Here is an 18,949-nt window from a genome sequence, read left to right as displayed (position 1 = left end):
GGTTGTTGAGAGGAATTTTGTGCCTAAAAGTAAACGGGATTATTACGAAGTGCTTGGTGTTGCGAAAGGTGCCAGCGATGAGGAGCTAAAAAAGGCTTATCGGAAAATGGCGATGAAGCATCACCCTGATCGCAATCCCGATAGCAAAACAGCGGAAGCGCAATTTAAAGAAGTCAAAGAAGCGTACGAAACGCTGACAGATCCCAACAAGCGTGCTGCTTATGATCAATACGGTCATGCAGGCGTTGATCAGTCCAGTGGCTTTGGCGGTGGTGGTTTCGGTGGCGGTGGTTTTGCAGATGCCTTCGGTGATATCTTTGGTGATATCTTCGGCCAGGGTGGTGGACGTCAGTCTGGACCTCAGGTTTATAAGGGCGCCGATTTACGTTACAACATGGAGATCACTCTCGAGCAAGCTGCTGAGGGTTACACCACACAAATTCGGGTGCCAAGCTGGAGTGACTGCAAGCCATGTCACGGCACAGGCGCTGAGCCTGGAAGTAAGGCTGAGAGATGCACTACTTGCGATGGCCATGGCCAAGTTCGCGTTCAGCAAGGCTTCTTCTCAATGCAACAAACTTGCCCTAAGTGCCGCGGTACTGGCGAGTACATTCCGAAGCCATGTAAGACTTGCCATGGTAGCGGTAAACACAAAGAACAAAAAACACTTGAAATCAAAATTCCTGCGGGTATTGATGATGGTATGCGCGTGCGCTCAGTGGGTAACGGCGAGCCAGGTGTGAACGGCGGACCATCTGGCGATCTCTATGTTGAGGTCAGAGTAAAACCCCATAAGGTATTTGAGCGTGACGGTAGTGATTTGCATGTTCAGATGCCGATCTCTTTTGCTACTGCAACGATTGGTGGCGATATCGAAGTGCCAACGCTTTCGGGCCGCGTCGAGTTTCCGATTCCTGAAGGAACGCAGACTGGAAAAACATTCCGTTTGCGTAACAAGGGAATTAAAGGTTTGCGTTCTACGATGGTGGGCGATCTTTTTGTTCACGTTGCCGTTGAGACGCCGGTGAAGTTAACTGAAGAGCAGAAAAAATTACTGCAGAACTTTGATGACAGCCTGAAATCCGGTGGTGACAAACACAACCCTCATCAAAAGGGTTGGTTTGATGGCGTGAAGAGTTTTTTCAGTTAGCTAGTTATTAAAGCTTATCCAGCAAAGCCGTGTTCGGGTCCAGGAAATTTTCCGGATTTCACTTCTCGAACATAGGCTTTGACTGCGGCCTCAATTGAGGCATGACCATCCAAAAAGTTTTTTACAAACTTTGGTGGTTTTCCAGGGCTGATGCCCAACATATCTTGCAATACCAACACTTGGCCGGAGCAATCTGCACCTGCGCCAATTCCAATTGTAGGAATGGAAAGCGATTCAGTAATCAGCTTTCCTAATGAGGAGGGGATTGCTTCGAGCACAATCATTTGCGCACCCGCTTGCTCGCAAGCAATCGCTTGTTCGAGCATTAAGCTTGCAGCATCCTTTGACTTACCTTGAACCTTATAGCCACCCAAGATATGAACAGACTGAGGCAGAAGTCCCAAGTGAGCACAAACAGGAACGCTACGTTCCACTAAATATTGAATGATGTCGATTTGCCAATCACCACCCTCAAGCTTCACCATATCTGCACCAGCCCGCATAAGTTCTGCAGCTGAATCCAAGGCTTGAACCGGATCACCATAACTAGCAAAAGGAAGATCTGCAATCACGAATGCATGGGTGTTGGCACGAGCTACACATTCGGTGTGATACGCCACTTGCTCAACCGTTACCGGGATGGTACTCGAGTGACCTTGAATCACATTACCTAGAGAATCCCCAATCAGGATGGTATCCACCCCGCAGCGATTTAATAAGGCTGACATGGTGGAATCGTATGCCGTCAGCATAGAAATTTTTTCACCCTCAACACGCATGGAGAGGAGTTTAGAGATCGTGATTGGCTTTTCGCCTTGTAAGTAACCCATGGCGTGAGTTTAATGAATTAATGCGCTGATGGGCTATAAACGTCTTTTTCAGCACAATTACAGTTGCGGCAAGGGAGTTTTTCGATCCGCTGATCGGCTACATTGGGGAGATAAGCCTTGAGTTCACCCCAGTTGGGTAAAAAGAAATCCGGAGCAATCTCCAGTAAAGGCAGGAGAACAAAAGAGCGCTCAATGATTTTGGGGTGCGGAATAGTGAGTTCGGTATCCGTTTGGGAGACGCCCTCAAATGCCAGAATATCCAGATCAATTGTGCGAGGTGCATTGGTGTAAGGACGCTCACGGCCAAATTCTTGTTCAACTGCTTGGCAGACGTGTAGCAAGCCGTAAGGGCTTAATTGCGTTTCTATTTCAATGACTGCATTGATGTAGTCTCCGCCAGTAGCTTGAAATGGCGCGCTTTGATAGAAGCAGCTTTTGGCAACAATTTGAAGTTCGCAACGCTGCGCGAGGCACACAATCGCGTCAGTAATAAGTTGACGTGTGTCACCGATATTGCCACCAAATCCAATAAAAGCTCGAGCCATGCTCATCCCAAACAAGAGAAAAACTATAGGAGATTACCGAGCCTACTTTACTGAATTTTTCTTAAGTCTGCTTAGTCTGGTGAAGCTTCAGTTTGGATAGTGGCTTTAGGTTTTCTGCGGCGGCGTCGTTTTGCAGGGGAGGCGCTATTGCTACCCTCATTCTTGACGCTAGCCATCAAGGCTTCCTGCCCTGCCGGGTCGGTAGCAATGAAGTCGGTCCACCATTGACCTAAGGATGGACTTTTCTCGCCGGTAGCGCAACGCAGCAGCATAAAGTCATAACCCGCTCTAAAGCGTGGGGATTCAATGAGGCGATAAGGGTAGCGTCCAACACGCTTTTCAAAACGAGGCTGCATAGACCAGATTTCTCTCATATCGCTTTCGAAGCGACGCTGGATCACCATGCCGCTACTTTGGCTCGCAATCGTCTCATCCATTGCATCATGCAATGCGGGGATGTTAGAAATCCCCTTAGCGATATTCTTTTTCCAATTGCTCAGCAAGTCTGGCCAAAGTAAGGTGGCAAATAAGAAGCCTGCTGAAACACTCTTTCCTGACTGAATACGTTGGTCGGTATTGGCAAGTGCAATACGTACAAAATCATTTGCCTCTTTAGAGTCTGCACTCTGATCCAGGATGTGATCAAGTAAAGGTAGAAGGCCATGATGCAATCCTGCATCCTTCAAGCCTTGAATTGCGGCCCATGAATAACCCGACATCAGTAGTTTAAGGATTTCGTCGAATAGGCGGGCTGATGGAACATCATGAATTAACTTACCCAATTTGGCGATAGGTGCGCTTGTCGCTGCATCCAAAGTAAAGCCTGTTTTGGCAGCAAAACGAATCGCACGCAGCATTCGAATCGGATCTTCGCGATAGCGTTTGGCGGGATCACCAATCATGCGTAAAGTTTTCTTCTGCATATCGGCCATGCCGCCGTGATAGTCGAGGACAGTCTCGGTAGCGGGGTCATAGTACATTGCGTTGATGCTGAAATCTCTCCGAGCAGCATCCTCGTGTTGGCTACCCCAAACGTTGTCACGTAGAATGCGGCCATTTTCCGCTACATGCTCGCCAGCGTTCTCCAATAAGGCTCTGAAGGTAGATACCTCAATAATTTCCGGTTGACCTTTGCCAAAGAAAGTGACGTGAACAATTTGGAAGCGACGACCAATGAGACGTGCTTTACGAAATAGCTTTTGTACTTGATCTGGTGTGGCATTGGTTGCTACATCAAAATCTTTAGGCCCAATGCCTAGCGCTAAGTCTCTCACTGCGCCACCGACGATAAAAGCCTCATAGCCGGCTTGTTGCAATGTCTGAGTTACTTTCACTGCATTTTTGGAGAGTAAATCTGGATTAATGCGGTGAGATTTTTTTGGAATTCTCTTGGGAGCGCCGGAGGTATGGGCGGCAGTGTGTCTGACCATAGGGTCACGACGCAAAATACGTTTAATAAATTTGGTAATCATGCAAACAGTTCAAGTATGGGCCAGTGGCGTTTCGTGGCTTCTTCACGCAGGCGGGTATCTGGATTGGTGGCAACAGGATTGCTGACTTTTTCCAGGAGAGGTAAATCATTCATTGAGTCCGAATAAAAATAACTTTGTGGCAACTGATCCAATACGAGATTTTGAGTGGCAAGCCAATCGTGTACTCGCTGAATTTTGCCCTCTCGGAAACTCGGAATACCTTTGACTTCGCCAGTGAAATCGGTGAAAGGGTTGTCATCCACGGTGGCAGGTTCAGTGGCCACAAGATGTTCTATGCCAAAACTCTCAACAATGGGTCTAGTAACAAAGCTATTGGTTGCAGTGACAACGCAGCAAAGATCGCCAGCATCTTGGTGGCGCTTCACAAGATCAATCGCCTCTTGACGAAGTTGACCAGTAATTACTTCGTGCATAAAAGCGTCATGCCATTCTTTGAGTTGCGCGCGAGAATGTTCTGAGAGCGGCTTTAATGCAAAGCGAAGGAATTCTTGGATGTTGAGTTTTCCATCCTTGTAGTCTTGATAGAAGCGTTCGTTTTGCTGTGCGTAGTATTTACTATCTACCACGCCGATACGTGCCAAGAACTGGCCCCATTCATAATCGCTATCGCAGGGGAGTAATGTGTGATCTAGGTCGAACAGGGCTAATTGGGTCACGAATTGAATATGAATTAATTTATTTTTGCTGCAACAGCTCTCTTACGAGTGGCAAGGTAACAGCACGTTTTGTTTCAAGTGAATAAGCATCCAAAGCATCAATCAAGGCCATGAGGTTAGGCATGTCGCGATAAAAGCGATTTAATAACCAAGGCAAAACATCTGGCGATAAAACTAAGCCGCGCGCTTGCGCCGCTTGTTGTAAGGCCTCCATTTTCTCATCATCTCCCAAAAGGTGAGTTTGAAAGATCAAACCCCATCCCAGGCGGGTGCGAAGGTCTTCTCTAAGCTTTAGTGCCCCTGGAGCAGCATTGCCAGCCATGAAAATATGCACCGCTTTGCTGCCTTGAATGGCGTTCAGAATACGAAATAAAGAGGCTACCAAGCGCTCATCAAGTCGATCCACATCATCAACAGTAATGACAGAGGGTGCATCACTAGCGCAGAGGGAGGGTAGATTTTCCTCAAGGCGAACCCAGGAAATCGGTTCCTTAGGCGTGAGAGGGAAGTATTCCAAGCCTAAGTACTGAGCTGCGTTGCCGACGGCGCTGAGTAAATGGGTGCGACCAGAACCCTCGGATCCCCACCAATAGATCCAGCGTTGATTCAAGGGATTCTCGCTAGCTAATCTTGGAGCATTCGCCTCCCAGGATTTAGCTAAGGCTACTAAAGCAGAGTGCAGCGCTAGATTTTCTCCAGCTAAAAAATTATTTAAACTAGGTTTGGGCGCCTGACTGATGTCGAGCGCAAATTGCTTTGGTAGTGAAGGCTTATTCATTACTGCAGAAATTTACTTTTGATACCAAGAGCTTTGGGTATAGCGTGACCAGCCGTATTGGAGTAGAACTAAGCCGACTGCGCTCGTTGGTAATGCTAAAAGCACGCCAAAGAAGCCGAATAATTTGCCGAATAGCAACAATGCAAAGAGAACGGCAACTGGATGCAAACCAATTCGCTCGCCTACCAGGCGCGGCGTAAGAAAGAAGCCTTCAATAAATTGCCCAAGTCCGTATATCACCAAGACGCCAATGATTGCACCACCAGGACCAAACTGTAAAAGGGCTGCAAGGATGGCTAAGCTGAAGCCTAAGGTGATGCCGATGTAGGGGATCACAATCATGAGTGCTGTGAAGACACCAAATGCTACAGCGCCTTTAATCCCCACTAGAGTTAACCCAACGCTATAAAAAACAGACATGATGGAGATAACGATCAGCATGCCTCTAAGATATTGAGATAGCAGACCATCAGCATGCATGATCAAGTGATGAACCGTATCTTGTGCGCGAAGAGGTACGATTTTTTTAACTAGCTTAAAAAAATGATCCCAGTCGATGAGTAGATAAAACATCACAAACAGGATGAGAACCGCATTAACGAACCCAGTAATTACTGAGCTGCCAGACATCAGCACAGTCTCTAAGGTGGATGTCATTAGCGCATCGGAATTGTCATTCAGGTGAGTCGTAATTTTTTGGGTCGCACTGGATTTCAGGGAGCCCCAATCCACATTGATATTTAATTCACTCAGCTTGGGTCCAAGCCAGGCTTGCGTGTTTTGGATCCAGTCTGGGAATTGGGCTCTAATGAGGGGAATCTCGGTTTTGAGGAGGGTTATAAACAGGCTCAAAATCAAAAAAACCACTCCCAGACCAAGAATCATGGCAATTCCAGCCGCGGCTGCGCGGGGCAGCTTACGACCCTCAAGCCACAAGCAAACTGGGCGTAAGGCATAAGCCAAAATAAATGCGGTTAAAAAAGGGGTAAAAATTTCAGCCATCGTGCTCGAATCCTCTAGAATTCAATGATTCTACCGACCAAGTAGCGTTTTTTACTAATCTTCTATCTCTGCCATGAACTCAACTACCAATTCTTCCTCAAAAGGCCTTTCCTATCGTGACGCTGGTGTCGATATTGATGCTGGAGACGATTTGGTAGATCGCATTAAGCCTTTGGCTAAGAAAACCATGCGCGAGGGTGTATTGGCGGGTATTGGCGGCTTTGGCGCCCTGTTTGAAGTGCCAAAACGCTATAAAGAGCCAGTATTGGTATCGGGTACTGACGGTGTTGGTACAAAACTCCGACTGGCCTTTGAGTGGAATCGTCATGACACGATCGGCCAGGATTTAGTGGCAATGAGTGTGAATGACATTTTGGTTCAAGGCGCTGAACCACTCTTTTTTCTAGATTACTTCGCTTGCGGCAAGCTCACCGTCGACACAGCTGCCTCCGTAGTTGGTGGCATTGCTAAGGGTTGTGAATTGTCAGGGTGCGCATTGATTGGTGGCGAAACCGCTGAGATGCCTGGTATGTACCCTCCAGGTGAATACGACTTAGCCGGCTTTGCTGTTGGCGCTGTTGAAAAATCAAAAATCATTACTGGTGCAACTATTACCCCGGGTGATGTGGTTTTGGCAATTGCTTCGAGTGGCGCCCATTCCAATGGTTACTCATTAGTTCGCAAAATTATTGAACGTGCTGGCGCAAAGCCAACTGATGATTTGGGTGGCCGTTCATTGGGTGATGTGGTGATGGCGCCTACACAAATTTACGTGAAGCAGCTGTTGAAGTTGATCAATGAGATCAATGTAAAGGGAATGGCTCACATTACTGGGGGCGGCTTAGTGGATAACGTGCCACGTGTGCTCCCAGAAAATACGCAAGCTGTATTACATCGCGATAGCTGGCAAATGCCAGAGCTCTTCCGCTGGTTGCAGATGAAGGGTGGTGTGGCTGATGCAGAAATGGTGCGTGTATTTAACTGCGGTATTGGCATGGTGGTGATTGTGTCTGCCGATCAAGCAGATGCTGCAATTCAATCTCTCAAGGATGAGGGTTTGCATGCTTGGACGGTTGGTGAGGTTGTAGGGCGTCCAGCTGGTGCACCACAAACCATCGTTATTTAGTGCGCCTAAGGCCTATTTGTTTAGGCTTTGCTTGCAGTGCTCTAGGGCCGCATTCAACTCATTTGGGTTGAATGGGTCAAATGTTTTTCTTCCAGCGATTGCACGCAACCAAGTTAATTGCCGCTTACCGAGCTGCCTAGTCGCAGCTAGTGCCTTGTAGCGCATTTCGGCCTGATCAACTTCTCCGGATAAGAACTCCCAGACTTGTCGATAGCCAACAGAGCGAATCGCAGGTAAGTCACCATGCAGGTCTGGATTTTTTCTAAGTAGCTGAACCTCTTCTAACAATCCTCCGATGAGCATTTCATCAAACCTTTTTTCTAGGTTCTGGTGTAAGCGTGAGCGATCGCTGGGCTCTAGCGAAATGAGGTCAATCCACTCCGGAATAGTTGAACCTTCTCTGCCATCTTCGCTTGGCGCATCTGCCAGCAGTTCCGACATTGGTTTGCCTGTGATTTCATAAACTTCTAAAGCACGTTGTACTCGTTGAGAGTCATTGGGTTCCAAGCGCACCGCAGTGATGGGGTCTACTTTGGCGAGTTCGGCATGCATCGCAGGCCAGCCAATTAATTTACCTTGCTCATCGAGACGGGCGCGAATTTCTGGATCAGCTGGTGGCAAAGAAGAGAGGCCATAGGCCCAGGCCCGCCAATACAACATCGTGCCACCCACCACGACGGGAATATTCCCACGATCACGAATTTCTTCGCAAAGTCGCTTAGCATCATTTGCAAAGCGTGCTGCTGAATAGGATTCGGTGGGCTCTAAGATATCAATCAGGTGGTGTTGAACCGCAGCCTGTTCTGCTTTGCTTGGTTTAGCGCTTCCAATATCTAGTCCGCGATAAACCAGGGCAGAGTCCATGCTGATGATTTCAACTGTTCTGTCCAAGAGCTTGGCATGCTCTGCCAAAGCCATAGCGAGATGGGTTTTGCCTGCGCCTGTAGGGCCAACAATACAGAGTATGGGTGGCTGATGAGGTAAATGCGTAGGCTGAATGTGAGGTTCAGTTTGCATAAGACATTATAGGAATGAAATGCTGCAATCTCTATTGAGATTGACGAGCCTGCTGATTAATGCAGTTTTGTTTGGCTCTCGAGCGTAGCAATATGCTCACGAATATCCGCTGCATCTTCTGCGCCAGGCATTTCGCTTAAGTAGCGATGAAGGTCGGCTATTGCAGGGCGAACGTACTCTAGTTGCGCAAAGATTAAACCGCGATCTCGAATCTCTTCGCTTGACTCTGGCAGCAAAATGACGAGGCGCTCTTGAATGCCTAGTAGACGCTCCCAACGTTCATCTTCGGAGTAAATCATTTTGAGATTTCTCATAAAGCGCGAGAGAATTTCTCGAGAGCTAGAGGCTCGCAAGAAAATATTGAGTGGCAGACTCAGTTCGCCACGATAGCCTTTAGCATCGAGGTAGGGGTCGAGCATTTCCTGTAATTGATTTTTGGAGAGGGATTCACCATTCAATGGGTCCATGATGATTTCACCTTGTTGTAAGGAGATGCGCATCATGAAGTGATTAGGGAAGGATACCCCACGAATATTCAAACCAATTTGCTGACCAAGCTCCATCATCAAGATTGCCAATGAGATTGGAATGCCGCGGCGATTCTCAATGATTTGATGAAGATAAGAATTCTCGGGCGCGTAAAAATCATTCGGATTGGGGCCAAAGCCCAATTCGTTGTAAAAGAAATGCTTGAGCAATTGCAGGCGCTGAATCGGTGGTGTATCGGAAGTAATACGTTGCTTGAGTTTGTTTCCCCACTGATCAATTTGATCTAGTACTCCCTGAACGTTGAGATTAGGATAGGCATGCTGAGCAACTGCAACCGTCGCTTCAGTTAAGGGAAAGTGCTCGTCCTCAGCAACGAGGGATGTGAAATAGTCAAGTTGTTGTGTTGGCATAAAAGCTATTTTGCATGACGCAGGAATTTTTGCCAGCGAATGCCAACAAGCCATAGGGCTGAAAAATAAACCACTGCAGCAGCAGCTAGCCAAGCGGCTAGCAATCCAATGCGGATCCAGGGACTAGATTGCAGAGCGATCCAATCGTGTGCAGTAGCGGCGTAATACAAGAGAAATGCAAAAGGAATTAAGGCGAGCAAAAGCTGCCCTAAGTACTTTAACCATGCAGCGCTAGGTAGAGCGCCGCGACGATGTAGGCCAACCCACAGTAGCGTTGCATTTAGGCAGGCGCCAGCGCCCACGGAAAGGGCAAGGCCAGCATGGCCTAACCAAGGAACAAAAGCTAAGTTAGCCAATTGGGTTGCTACCAAGACCAACAAGCCAATTTTTACTGGTGTGCGGATATCTTGTCGTGAATAAAATCCGGGAGCCAAGATCTTTACCAAAATAAGACCAATGAGTCCAACGCCATAAGCTGCCAGTGCACGCTGTGTCATGAGGACATCCAGGGCGCTGAACTTGCCGTAGTGATACAGCACCGCTGCTAGTGGCTCACCAAAAATAAAGAGAGCAATTGCGCAAGGGGCGGCCAGCAAAAAGGTGAGCTGCAATCCCCAAATCAAGAGCTCGCCAGCATGCACTAAATCATTTTTTGCATTTGCCTTGCTCAAGCTCGGTAGCAAGACTGTGCCTAGCGCAACGCCTAAGAGGGCGGTCGGAAACTCCATCAGACGATCGGCGTAAGAGAGCCAGGAGACGCTACCAGTTTGTAAGCGAGATGCAATATTGGTATTGATGATGAGGGAAATCTGGGCGACGGAGACTGCAAACACCGCGGGCCCCATGAGTTTCATGACGCGCCGTGCATCCGGATTTTTTATGGCCGCTTTGATGGCGCCTGGTAAGAGACCCACTTTAGGCAATAAGCCTAGGCGGTATAGCGCCGGAACCTGAATCGCAAGCTGCAAAAAGCCACCCACGAGCACGCCAATGCTCAAGGCATAAATCGGTTGATTCAAATAAGGTGCCAAGAAGATGGCGCTGCTGATCAGGGCTAAATTGAGTAAAACTGGGGTAAATGCCGGAATAGCAAAGCGGCCAAAAGTATTAAGGATCCCGGCTGACAGGGAAACCATGGAAATGAGGCCAATGTAGGGGAACATGATTCGGGTCATGACTACGCTTGCCTCATATGCTGGACCACCCTCAAAGCCCGTAGCAATCACCAGAATCAACAGAGGGGCACCGATCACCCCAAGGAGTACCGTGAGCAACAAAGCCCAAAATAAGAGCGTGGCAACAGCATTTACAAGGATTTGGGACTGTTTTACGTCCCCTTTAGTGGAAATTTCTCCCAAAATCGGCACAAATGCCTGAGAAAAGGCTCCCTCGGCAAACAGTCGGCGTAGCAAATTAGGTAGTCTGAAGGCCACATTAAAGGCATCTGTCCACTCCGAGGCCCCAAAACTACGGGCAATCAGGGTCTCACGGAGGAGTCCGGTGATCCTGGAGAGCGTGGTGAGGGAGCTAACCTTGGCGGCAGCAGAAAGCAGATTCATGGGCTAATTTTCCCCTATTTATCAAGCGACTGGGCTTTTTTAGTGCTTTAATGTAAAATCTTGGGTTTTGGTGAGTCAGCTTACAAATTTAGCGAACCCACGCAGACTTTCAGTTAATCGTATTTTGTAATTTTTATATAGCAAGGTTTAAAGATGGCCAATACCGCACAAGCGCGTAAACGCGCACGGCAGGCAGTAAAACAGAATGAGCACAACTCCAGCTTGCGTTCAAAGCTTCGCACTTCCATCAAGGCAGTTCGTAAAGCAATTGAAACTGGCGACAAGGCTGCTGCAGCTAAAGTGTTCGCAGCAACTCAATCAACAATTGACAAGATTGCTGATAAAAAGATTGCTCACAAAAATACTGCATCACGTCAGAAGTCACGTTTGTCTGCAGCTATTAAGGCAATGGCAGCGTAAGACTTTTATAGTTTTAGGCAGGCTCTAGAGTAATCGGGGTCTAAGCCCGCTCCTTATCAGAGCGGGTTTTTGTTTTTAGGGCTGGGATTGTGAGTTCGGTTGGAATTCACAGGCCTCTTCGATTGGCAGGCTGTTGTCTTTGGCAAAGTTCATGACAAAGTCAAGCGCTCTTGGATCAAGGTCTCTCAGTCTGGTATCGATAACAACGCATTTCACTTTTGCAATAACCACTGGTCTGACATAGGGTGAGTAAGTGAAGCGGGGGTCGCCAGAATCGCCTGGCGGGCGAAAAGTAGCCATCACCCCGCAAAGACGTTCGGCCCAGTCGCTGGGACGAAAAGGTTTGCCAGAAGTTGTAATGCCTTGAATGAAAAGCTTTTTGTGGTTCAAGTTGGCGTAGAAATCGTTGTAAGGAATCAGTGTTACTCAGCCCTCTAGCTTAACAGTCTGAGAAGGCCTTAAGATGACTTTAGGAACTATTTTCGTGCAGTTCAGTAGCCCAAACAAAAAATGCAAGCTAAAACTTTATTGGAAAGCTCAACAATGACATCTTTGGCAAAGCCTCAAGTGCCTGGCCAGGTTAAGCATTACTTGCAGTTTGCTGACCTGACACGCGAAGAATATGACTATCTCCTCAAGCGCTCTGCTTGGCTTAAGACCAAGTTCAAAAGTTACGAGACCTGGCATCCTTTGCACGATCGTACTCTTGCGATGATCTTTGAGAAGCATTCGACCCGTACTCGCCTTTCTTTTGAGGCCGGCATACACCAGCTTGGCGGGCATGCGGTATACCTGAACACCAGAGATACCCAGTTGGGTCGTGGCGAGCCTGTAGAGGATGCTGCGCAGGTCATTTCTAGGATGACCGACATCATCATGATCCGTACTTTTGGCCAAGAGATTATTGAGCGCTTTGCTGCCAATTCTCGCGTGCCAGTGATCAATGGCCTCACTAATGAATACCATCCCTGCCAAGTGTTGGCCGATATCTTTACTTTCGTTGAGGCTCGTGGCCCAATCCAAGGCAAAACTGTAGCTTGGGTAGGTGATGCCAACAATATGGCCTATACCTGGATACAGGCAGCCGAGTGTTTAGATTTCCAAATTCGCTTCTCTGCACCAGGCGGCTATCAGCTTGATGAGTCTAGATTGACTACTAAAGCGAAGCAACACCTTACTGTTTGCGCTGATCCAAAAGATGCCTGCAAGGATGCTGACTTGGTGACTACCGATGTATGGACCAGCATGGGCTATGAGGATGAGAACACCTCACGCATGAGCGCTTTTAAGGACTGGATGGTGGATGAAGAGTTAATGTCTTTGGCTAAGCCAGATGCCTTGTTCATGCATTGCCTGCCAGCTCATCGTGGTGAAGAAGTTTCAGCCGAAGTGATTGATGGCCCGCAAAGTATTGTTTGGGAAGAGGCTGAAAATCGTCTGCATGTTCAAAAGGCCTTGATGGAGTATTTACTCTGCGGTCGTTTGGATTAATTTTTTTTAAAGCAATTTGTTTTGGTTTGTTATTAGTTCATTTTTAATTGAAAAGAAATCATGTCTGATATTAAAAAAGTAGTTCTAGCGTATTCCGGCGGTCTTGACACTAGCGTGATCTTGAAATGGCTTCAAGATACTTATCAATGCGAGATCGTTACTTTCACGGCCGATTTAGGTCAGGGTGAGGAGCTTGAGCCAGCGCGCGCTAAAGCGCTGCAGTTTGGTATCAAGCCAGAAAATATCTTTATCGATGACTTGCGTGAAGAGTTTGTGCGTGACTTTGTATTCCCGATGTTTCGCGCTAATACGATTTACGAAGGCGAATATCTTTTGGGCACTTCCATCGCGCGTCCATTAATCGCTAAGCGTCAAATTGAAATTGCTCGCCAAACTGGCGCTGATTCTGTATCGCATGGTGCTACCGGAAAAGGTAATGATCAAGTTCGTTTTGAGTTGGGTTACTACGCGCTTGAGCCGGGAATTAAAGTCATTGCTCCTTGGCGTGAGTGGGATCTGCTCTCTCGTGAAAAATTGATGGCTTATGCAGAAAAGCATGGCATTCCAGTTGAGATGAAACACAAGCAAGGTGGTTCCCCATACTCTATGGATGCCAACTTATTGCATATTAGTTACGAAGGTCGTCATCTCGAGAACCCAAATGCTGAGGCAGAAGAATCCATGTGGCGCTGGACGGTCTCTCCTGAGAAGGCTCCAGATGCCCCAGAAATCATTGAAATTGAATTCCGCGCTGGTGATCCAGTGGCAATCAATGGCAAGGCATATAAGCCACATGAGTTGTTAGCTGAGCTCAATCGCATTGGTGGCATGCATGGCATTGGCCGCCTTGACTTAGTTGAGAACCGCTTTGTAGGTATGAAGAGCCGCGGCTGCTATGAAACTCCTGGTGGCACTATTTTGTTAAAAGCACACCGCGGTATTGAGAGCATTACTTTGGATCGTGAAGTGGCTCACCTCAAAGATGATTTGATGCCACGTTACGCCAGTTTGATTTACAACGGTTTATGGTGGGCGCCTGAACGTCTGGCTCTGCAAACATTAATTGATCATACGCAGCAGATGGTTAATGGCGTTGTGCGTTTGAAGTTGTATAAGGGATCCGTCTCTGTGATTTCGCGTGATTCGGCAAATACCTTGTTCGATCAAACGATTGCCACCTTTGATGATGACGGTGGTGCATACAACCAAGCCGATGCTGGTGGATTCATTAAGCTCAATGCTTTGCGTATGCGAATTGCTGAAACGGCAAGACGCAAGCGCGCTAAATAATTCCGATAAATAACTAACTAGTAAATTCAGATTAGAAAGAATAAAGATGCAATTTGATCAAGTTTCCGTAGGTAAGAAAGCTAATATATTTTTTGATGGTAAGTGCGTATCTCATACTGTGACTTTGCCTAATGGCGTTCGTAAGTCTGTCGGCGTAGTGTTGCCAAGCACTTTGCGTTTTGACCTGAGTACTAAAGAAGTCATGGAAGTGGTTGATGGAAATGCCTTTGTCAGCATCAACGGCGCTCCTGAAGTCGAATTCAAGGCCGGACAAAGCTGGGAAGTGGAGAAGGGTGGATATTTCATTATCCGTGCCGAGTCACCGGTGCATTATGTTTGCCACTTTGAATAAGTAAGCGAGTAAGCGGGAGGCGCGCTTCTCTTGCAAACAAAAGAAAACGCAGACTGAGGTCTGCGTTTTTTATTAACCCCGACTAAATGTCTCTATCTCTTGGGTAAACCTTGAATAACAGTGCCCGGCACGATGACTCTCTCAGAGAACCATTGTTTATTCATCTCTAATGCATAACGAACGGCTGATTTAGGGCAGTGGTTGTTGGTAGTCTCAGCTTGCATCTCTTCGATGTTCACAATCTTGCCATCATCAGCAATAAAGGCGATGGATAGTGGGATCTTGGTGTTACTCATCCAGAAACAATGCCCTGCTTTTTGCTCAAAGATAAACAGCATTCCAGAATTAGTAGGCATGCTCGTGCGATTCATGAGTCCAATTTCACGTGCTTTAGAGGTATCTGCCAGCTCTGCCTGAATGCGATAGATGCCGACCTTCAGCTCAACGGTTGGCAGGCCAGTATTAACTTGCGCGAACGCAGCAGCAGAAAAGATGCTGGACGCTGTGACCAGTAGAGCAAGAAATTTTTTGATTGTGGATTGGAGCATGATGTTCTGAGTGATCCTTTGGTATGAGCTTAATTCTAAGTCAGGGTGTAGGCTGAGCAAGAAAATTCAGGCGAAAAAAAACCCAGGAACAAGTCCTGGGTTTTTAATAATGATCTAAAGCAGATTAAGCTGCTTGGATATTAGTAGCTTGTTTGCCTTTAGGGCCTTGGGTAATGTCAAACGTTACCTTTTGGTTTTCCTTGAGGGTTTTGAACCCAGGCATTGTGATTGCGCTGAAATGCGCAAACAACTCTTCTTCACCATCATCAGGTTTGATAAAGCCAAAACCTTTTGCATCATTGAACCACTTAACAATTCCGGTCGCCATGCGAACTCCATTACATAAACTTAAAACAACCGTGATGAGGGTGAATACTTTTTAATCAGTCTCGCTCTACAACACGCCTAAATAGGACTTCAAATAAAGCCTACCCCCTGATTGTTTGCCCTTTATGGTGGGGTGTCAAGGGGTTGGGTAAAGATAGTTGCCGCTAAAGCCCCCTTTTTTTATCGAAAAATGCCCCAATATAGGGTTAAGAGGCCATTCTTGATGGTTTTTTTGCAACAAAGCCCTCAAATCCAAGTTTTTATATCTGTGTTTAGAATGTTTCACATGAGTCGCACAACGAAAAATCCCACGGTTGGCAATCCAAACAACCCTTACATTGAAGACACTATTCTTCTCGAAAAGCAGGCCGAGAAATTAAAGGCGCCTTCGATGTATAAAGTTTTACTATTGAATGACGATTACACGCCAATGGAATTTGTGGTGATGGTCATTCAGGAGTATTTTAATAAAGATCATGAGACAGCTACACGGATCATGTTGCAGGTTCATTTAGTTGGTAAAGGCATTTGCGGTGTATTCACACGCGATGTTGCAGCAACAAAAGTGCATCAAGTTATCGAGCTATCCCGCGAAGCGGGTCACCCACTACAGTGCACTATGGAGGAAGCATGATTGCCCAGGAACTAGAAGTCAGTTTGCACATGGCATTTGTTGATGCGCGAGCTTCAAGACATGAATTTATTACGGTCGAGCATTTGCTTGCCTCTTTGTTAGACAACGCTACGGCAGTCGAGGTTTTAAAAGCCTGCGCTGTCAATATTGCTGAGCTGCGTGCGCAACTCAAAAACTTTATTAATGACAACACACCAGTTGTCCCTGGTAACGATGAAGTTGATACACAGCCAACCTTAGGTTTTCAGCGCGTGATTCAGCGCGCCATCATGCATGTGCAATCCACATCAAGCGGCAAAAAAGAAGTGACTGGCGCAAACGTATTGGTTGCTATCTTTGGCGAAAAAGATTCGCATGCGGTCTATTTCTTGCAGCAACAAGGCGTGACTCGCTTGGATGTAGTGAACTTTATTAGCCACGGTGTACGCAAGGATCAAACTGAGCAAGTGAAGCCTGCTGAATCTACTCAGGAGGCCGAAGATGCATCCTCTGGCGGTAAAGAGAGTCCGCTGGAGCAATACACTCAGAACCTAAATGTAATGGCCAAACAGGGCAAGATTGATCCGCTTATTGGTCGAGAGAGTGAAGTTGAGCGCGTGATTCAGGTGCTGTGCCGTCGTCGTAAAAATAATCCGCTCTTAGTGGGCGAGGCTGGCGTTGGTAAGACTGCGATTGCTGAAGGCCTAGCTTGGAGAATCGTGAAGGGCGATGTGCCTGAAATCTTAGCTGATGCCACAGTCCATTCCTTAGACATGGGCGCACTCTTGGCTGGAACTAAATACCGTGGTGATTTTGAGCAACGCTTGAAGAGTGTCTTGAAGTCTTTAAAAGACAGTGCACATGGTGTTTTATTTATCGATGAGATTCATACTCTGATTGGTGCTGGTGCAGCCTCAGGCGGTACATTAGATGCGAGCAATTTATTAAAGCCTGCTTTATCAAATGGCCAACTGAAGTGTATCGGCGCAACTACCTTTACTGAATATCGTGGCATTTTCGAAAAAGATGCCGCGTTGTCACGTCGTTTTCAGAAGGTGGATGTAGTTGAGCCAACCGTGGATCAGACTGTACAAATCTTGCGTGGTCTCAAGTCTCGGTTTGAAGAGCACCACGGTGTCAAATACGCTTCCGCTGCTTTAGTGGCTGCTGCTGAGCTATCTTCACGCTACATTAATGATCGTCATTTACCAGATAAGGCAATTGATGTAATTGATGAAGCGGGTGCAGCGCAGCGCATTTTGCCAAAGTCTAAGCAGAAGAAAACGATTGGTCGCCCAGAGATTGAAGAGATTGTTGCAAAGATCGCACGTATACCGCCACAGTCTGTGACGGTGGATGATCGTAGCAAGTTGCAAACGCTGGATCGCGATATTAAGAGTGTGGTGTTTGGTCAGGACCCTGCAATTGAGGCATTGGCTAGCGCTATTAAGATGACTCGTGCAGGGCTTGGCAAGATTGATAGACCAATTGGTTCATTCTTATTCTCTGGTCCAACTGGTGTTGGTAAGACTGAGGTTGCTAAGCAGCTTGCCTACATACTCGGGATTGAGCTTTTGCGTTTTGATATGTCAGAGTATATGGAGCGTCATGCAGTTAGCCGTTTAATCGGTGCGCCTCCAGGATATGTCGGCTTTGATCAGGGCGGCTTATTGACTGAAGCTGTTAACAAGAAACCGCATTGCGTACTCTTGCTTGATGAAATTGAAAAAGCTCACCCAGATATTTTCAATATCCTATTGCAGGTCATGGACCACGGCACCCTTACGGATAACAACGGCCGCAAGACCGACTTCCGTAATGTCATCATTATCATGACCACCAATGCTGGTGCTGAAGCGATGCAGAAGTCTACTATCGGCTTTACCAATGCTCGTGAGTCTGGTGATGAGATGGCGGATATCAAGAAGTTCTTCACCCCTGAGTTCCGTAATCGTCTAGATGCAATTGTTTCCTTCAAGGCGCTAGATGAGACCATCATCATGCGAGTTGTTGATAAGTTCTTAATGCAGCTTGAAGAGCAGTTGCACGAGAAGAAGGTGGATGCAACCTTTAGTCCAGCATTGCGTGCACATCTTGCTAAGCATGGTTTTGACCCGCTTATGGGTGCAAGGCCAATGCAGCGCATTATTCAAGATACTGTTCGCAAAGCCTTGGCTGATGAATTGCTGTTTGGAAAATTGGCGCAGGGCGGTCATGTGGACGTCGACATTGATGCTGATGGTAAAGTCCAACTTCAGTTTGATGCCCCCGTGATTCCAGGTAAGCGACCTAAAGCAGATGTAGCTCCAGTTGAGGAGATTTAACAGTAAATAAAAAACCACCTTCGGGTGGTTTTTTATTGGATAAAAATAGTCATTAGGATCAGCTCCTTCCAGTACTCCCAAAGCCACCTGCACCGCGACTACTCTCGGTAAATTCTTCCACTACTTTGAGTTGAACTTGTTGTACTGGCATCACTACTAACTGAGCCAGGCGCTCCATAGGCTCGAGTTTGAATGTTGTAGATCCGCGATTCCAGGTGCTAACCATCAGTTGGCCTTGGTAGTCTGAATCAATCAGTCCCACGAGGTTCCCCAGTACGATGCCATGCTTGTGGCCCAAACCAGAGCGCGGGAGGATGAATGCCGCATAGCGTGGATCTTCTACATAAATCGCTAAACCTGTTGGGATGAGAACGGTTTGTCCTGGGGCGATTTCAATGGCTTCATCAATGCAGGCACGCAGATCTAAACCGGCGCTACCTGGTGTGCCATAGCTTGGCAATTGGTCTCGCATACGTTCATCGAGAATTTTGACTTGAAGTTCTTGCATACAATTTCCTAAAGCAGGGTA

General features: G+C 47.1%; 21 protein-coding genes. 8 read left to right on the top strand and 13 right to left on the bottom strand.

What is annotated here, in order from left to right; genetic code table 11:
• Positions 1-19 precede the first annotated feature (19 nt).
• Positions 20-1,150 carry a molecular chaperone DnaJ gene (gene dnaJ / locus FD975_RS08670; RefSeq protein ID WP_215301927.1) on the top strand — a complete coding sequence of 377 codons (1,131 nt, stop codon included), beginning with the start codon at positions 20-22 and terminating at the stop codon, positions 1,148-1,150.
• Between the two features lie 14 nt (positions 1,151-1,164).
• Here the strand turns inward: dnaJ and panB are convergent, their stop codons facing one another.
• From panB to FD975_RS08640, 6 genes are all read right to left on the bottom strand, one after another.
• On the bottom strand, positions 1,165-1,980 hold the full coding sequence (panB, locus tag FD975_RS08665; RefSeq protein WP_215301925.1) for a 3-methyl-2-oxobutanoate hydroxymethyltransferase: 816 nt from the start codon (positions 1,978-1,980) through the stop codon (positions 1,165-1,167).
• A gap of 17 nt (positions 1,981-1,997) precedes the next feature.
• Positions 1,998-2,525, bottom strand: a complete 528-nt coding sequence (gene folK, locus FD975_RS08660; RefSeq protein WP_215301923.1) for a 2-amino-4-hydroxy-6-hydroxymethyldihydropteridine diphosphokinase — start codon at positions 2,523-2,525, stop codon at positions 1,998-2,000.
• Positions 2,526-2,596: 71 nt separating this feature from the next.
• A complete protein-coding gene (gene pcnB / locus FD975_RS08655; RefSeq protein ID WP_215301922.1) occupies positions 2,597-3,997 on the bottom strand; it encodes a polynucleotide adenylyltransferase PcnB in 1,401 nt (466 codons plus the stop codon).
• Positions 3,994-4,674 (bottom strand): HAD family phosphatase, encoded by a 681-nt coding sequence (locus tag FD975_RS08650; protein ID WP_215301920.1) that lies wholly within the window; start codon positions 4,672-4,674, stop codon positions 3,994-3,996. The genes pcnB and FD975_RS08650 overlap by 4 nt, the downstream gene beginning before the upstream one ends.
• Positions 4,675-4,693: 19 nt before the next feature.
• Complete coding sequence (gene hda, locus FD975_RS08645) at positions 4,694-5,452, bottom strand: DnaA regulatory inactivator Hda (RefSeq protein ID WP_215301918.1); 759 nt, start codon at positions 5,450-5,452, stop codon at positions 4,694-4,696.
• Between the two features lie 12 nt (positions 5,453-5,464).
• Entirely contained in the window at positions 5,465-6,454 is a 990-nt protein-coding gene (locus FD975_RS08640) for an AI-2E family transporter (RefSeq protein WP_215301916.1), read from the bottom strand.
• A gap of 73 nt (positions 6,455-6,527) precedes the next feature.
• Here FD975_RS08640 and purM point away from each other — a divergent pair, with 73 nt between their 5' ends.
• Complete coding sequence (gene purM, locus FD975_RS08635) at positions 6,528-7,580, top strand: phosphoribosylformylglycinamidine cyclo-ligase (protein WP_371743375.1); 1,053 nt, start codon at positions 6,528-6,530, stop codon at positions 7,578-7,580.
• 12 nt (positions 7,581-7,592) lie between these two features.
• Here the strand turns inward: purM and miaA are convergent, their stop codons facing one another.
• Genes miaA through murJ form a run of 3 tightly spaced genes read right to left on the bottom strand, consistent with a single transcriptional unit; the run spans position 7,593 to position 11,055 of the window.
• The gene (gene miaA / locus FD975_RS08630) at positions 7,593-8,597 is read right to left on the bottom strand and encodes a tRNA (adenosine(37)-N6)-dimethylallyltransferase MiaA (RefSeq protein ID WP_215301914.1); all 1,005 of its coding nucleotides are present in this window, start codon (positions 8,595-8,597) and stop codon (positions 7,593-7,595) included.
• 56 nt (positions 8,598-8,653) lie between these two features.
• Positions 8,654-9,496, bottom strand: a complete 843-nt coding sequence (locus tag FD975_RS08625; RefSeq protein WP_215301912.1) for a SirB1 family protein — start codon at positions 9,494-9,496, stop codon at positions 8,654-8,656.
• Between the two features lie 5 nt (positions 9,497-9,501).
• On the bottom strand, positions 9,502-11,055 hold the full coding sequence (gene murJ / locus FD975_RS08620) for a murein biosynthesis integral membrane protein MurJ (RefSeq protein WP_215301910.1): 1,554 nt from the start codon (positions 11,053-11,055) through the stop codon (positions 9,502-9,504).
• Positions 11,056-11,208: 153 nt separating this feature from the next.
• Between murJ and rpsT the strand changes: the two genes are divergently transcribed.
• Complete coding sequence (rpsT, locus tag FD975_RS08615) at positions 11,209-11,475, top strand: 30S ribosomal protein S20 (RefSeq protein ID WP_015421893.1); 267 nt, start codon at positions 11,209-11,211, stop codon at positions 11,473-11,475.
• A gap of 75 nt (positions 11,476-11,550) precedes the next feature.
• Here the strand turns inward: rpsT and FD975_RS08610 are convergent, their stop codons facing one another.
• Positions 11,551-11,865 carry a DUF3579 domain-containing protein gene (locus FD975_RS08610; RefSeq protein ID WP_215301908.1) on the bottom strand — a complete coding sequence of 105 codons (315 nt, stop codon included), beginning with the start codon at positions 11,863-11,865 and terminating at the stop codon, positions 11,551-11,553.
• A 153-nt stretch (positions 11,866-12,018) separates the two neighbouring features.
• On the opposite strand from FD975_RS08610, the gene argF reads away from it, so the two are divergent.
• The 3 genes from argF to FD975_RS08595 are packed head-to-tail and all read left to right on the top strand — an operon-like array spanning position 12,019 to position 14,608.
• Positions 12,019-12,966: an ornithine carbamoyltransferase gene (gene argF / locus FD975_RS08605; protein ID WP_215301906.1), complete on the top strand. Its 948-nt coding sequence runs from the start codon at positions 12,019-12,021 to the stop codon at positions 12,964-12,966.
• A gap of 60 nt (positions 12,967-13,026) precedes the next feature.
• The gene (locus FD975_RS08600; RefSeq protein WP_215301905.1) at positions 13,027-14,256 is read left to right on the top strand and encodes an argininosuccinate synthase; all 1,230 of its coding nucleotides are present in this window, start codon (positions 13,027-13,029) and stop codon (positions 14,254-14,256) included.
• Between the two features lie 46 nt (positions 14,257-14,302).
• Positions 14,303-14,608 (top strand): pyrimidine/purine nucleoside phosphorylase, encoded by a 306-nt coding sequence (locus FD975_RS08595; RefSeq protein WP_215301903.1) that lies wholly within the window; start codon positions 14,303-14,305, stop codon positions 14,606-14,608.
• A gap of 92 nt (positions 14,609-14,700) precedes the next feature.
• Here the strand turns inward: FD975_RS08595 and FD975_RS08590 are convergent, their stop codons facing one another.
• Both FD975_RS08590 and FD975_RS08585 read right to left on the bottom strand, forming a co-directional pair.
• Entirely contained in the window at positions 14,701-15,156 is a 456-nt protein-coding gene (locus FD975_RS08590; RefSeq protein WP_215301901.1) for a DUF192 domain-containing protein, read from the bottom strand.
• A 124-nt stretch (positions 15,157-15,280) separates the two neighbouring features.
• Positions 15,281-15,484 carry a cold-shock protein gene (locus tag FD975_RS08585; RefSeq protein ID WP_011903586.1) on the bottom strand — a complete coding sequence of 68 codons (204 nt, stop codon included), beginning with the start codon at positions 15,482-15,484 and terminating at the stop codon, positions 15,281-15,283.
• A gap of 276 nt (positions 15,485-15,760) precedes the next feature.
• Between FD975_RS08585 and clpS the strand changes: the two genes are divergently transcribed.
• Together clpS and clpA are read left to right on the top strand one after the other, a co-directional pair.
• Positions 15,761-16,117, top strand: coding sequence for an ATP-dependent Clp protease adapter ClpS (clpS, locus tag FD975_RS08580; protein ID WP_251367963.1), 357 nt, complete (start codon positions 15,761-15,763; stop codon positions 16,115-16,117).
• Complete coding sequence (clpA, locus tag FD975_RS08575; RefSeq protein ID WP_215301900.1) at positions 16,114-18,420, top strand: ATP-dependent Clp protease ATP-binding subunit ClpA; 2,307 nt, start codon at positions 16,114-16,116, stop codon at positions 18,418-18,420. Before clpS ends, clpA begins: the two co-directional genes overlap by 4 nt.
• Before the next feature lie 58 nt (positions 18,421-18,478).
• On the opposite strand, the gene dut is transcribed toward clpA, so the two are convergent.
• A complete protein-coding gene (gene dut, locus FD975_RS08570; protein WP_215301899.1) occupies positions 18,479-18,928 on the bottom strand; it encodes a dUTP diphosphatase in 450 nt (149 codons plus the stop codon).
• Positions 18,929-18,949 lie beyond the last annotated feature (21 nt).

Origin of the sequence: Polynucleobacter sp. AP-Jannik-300A-C4 (assembly GCF_018688335.1) — a bacterium.
Taxonomy (GTDB): Bacteria; Pseudomonadota; Gammaproteobacteria; order Burkholderiales; family Burkholderiaceae; genus Polynucleobacter.
The sequence above is the reverse complement of the archived record's forward strand: the minus strand, read 5'-3'. Positions and strand labels throughout refer to the sequence as shown.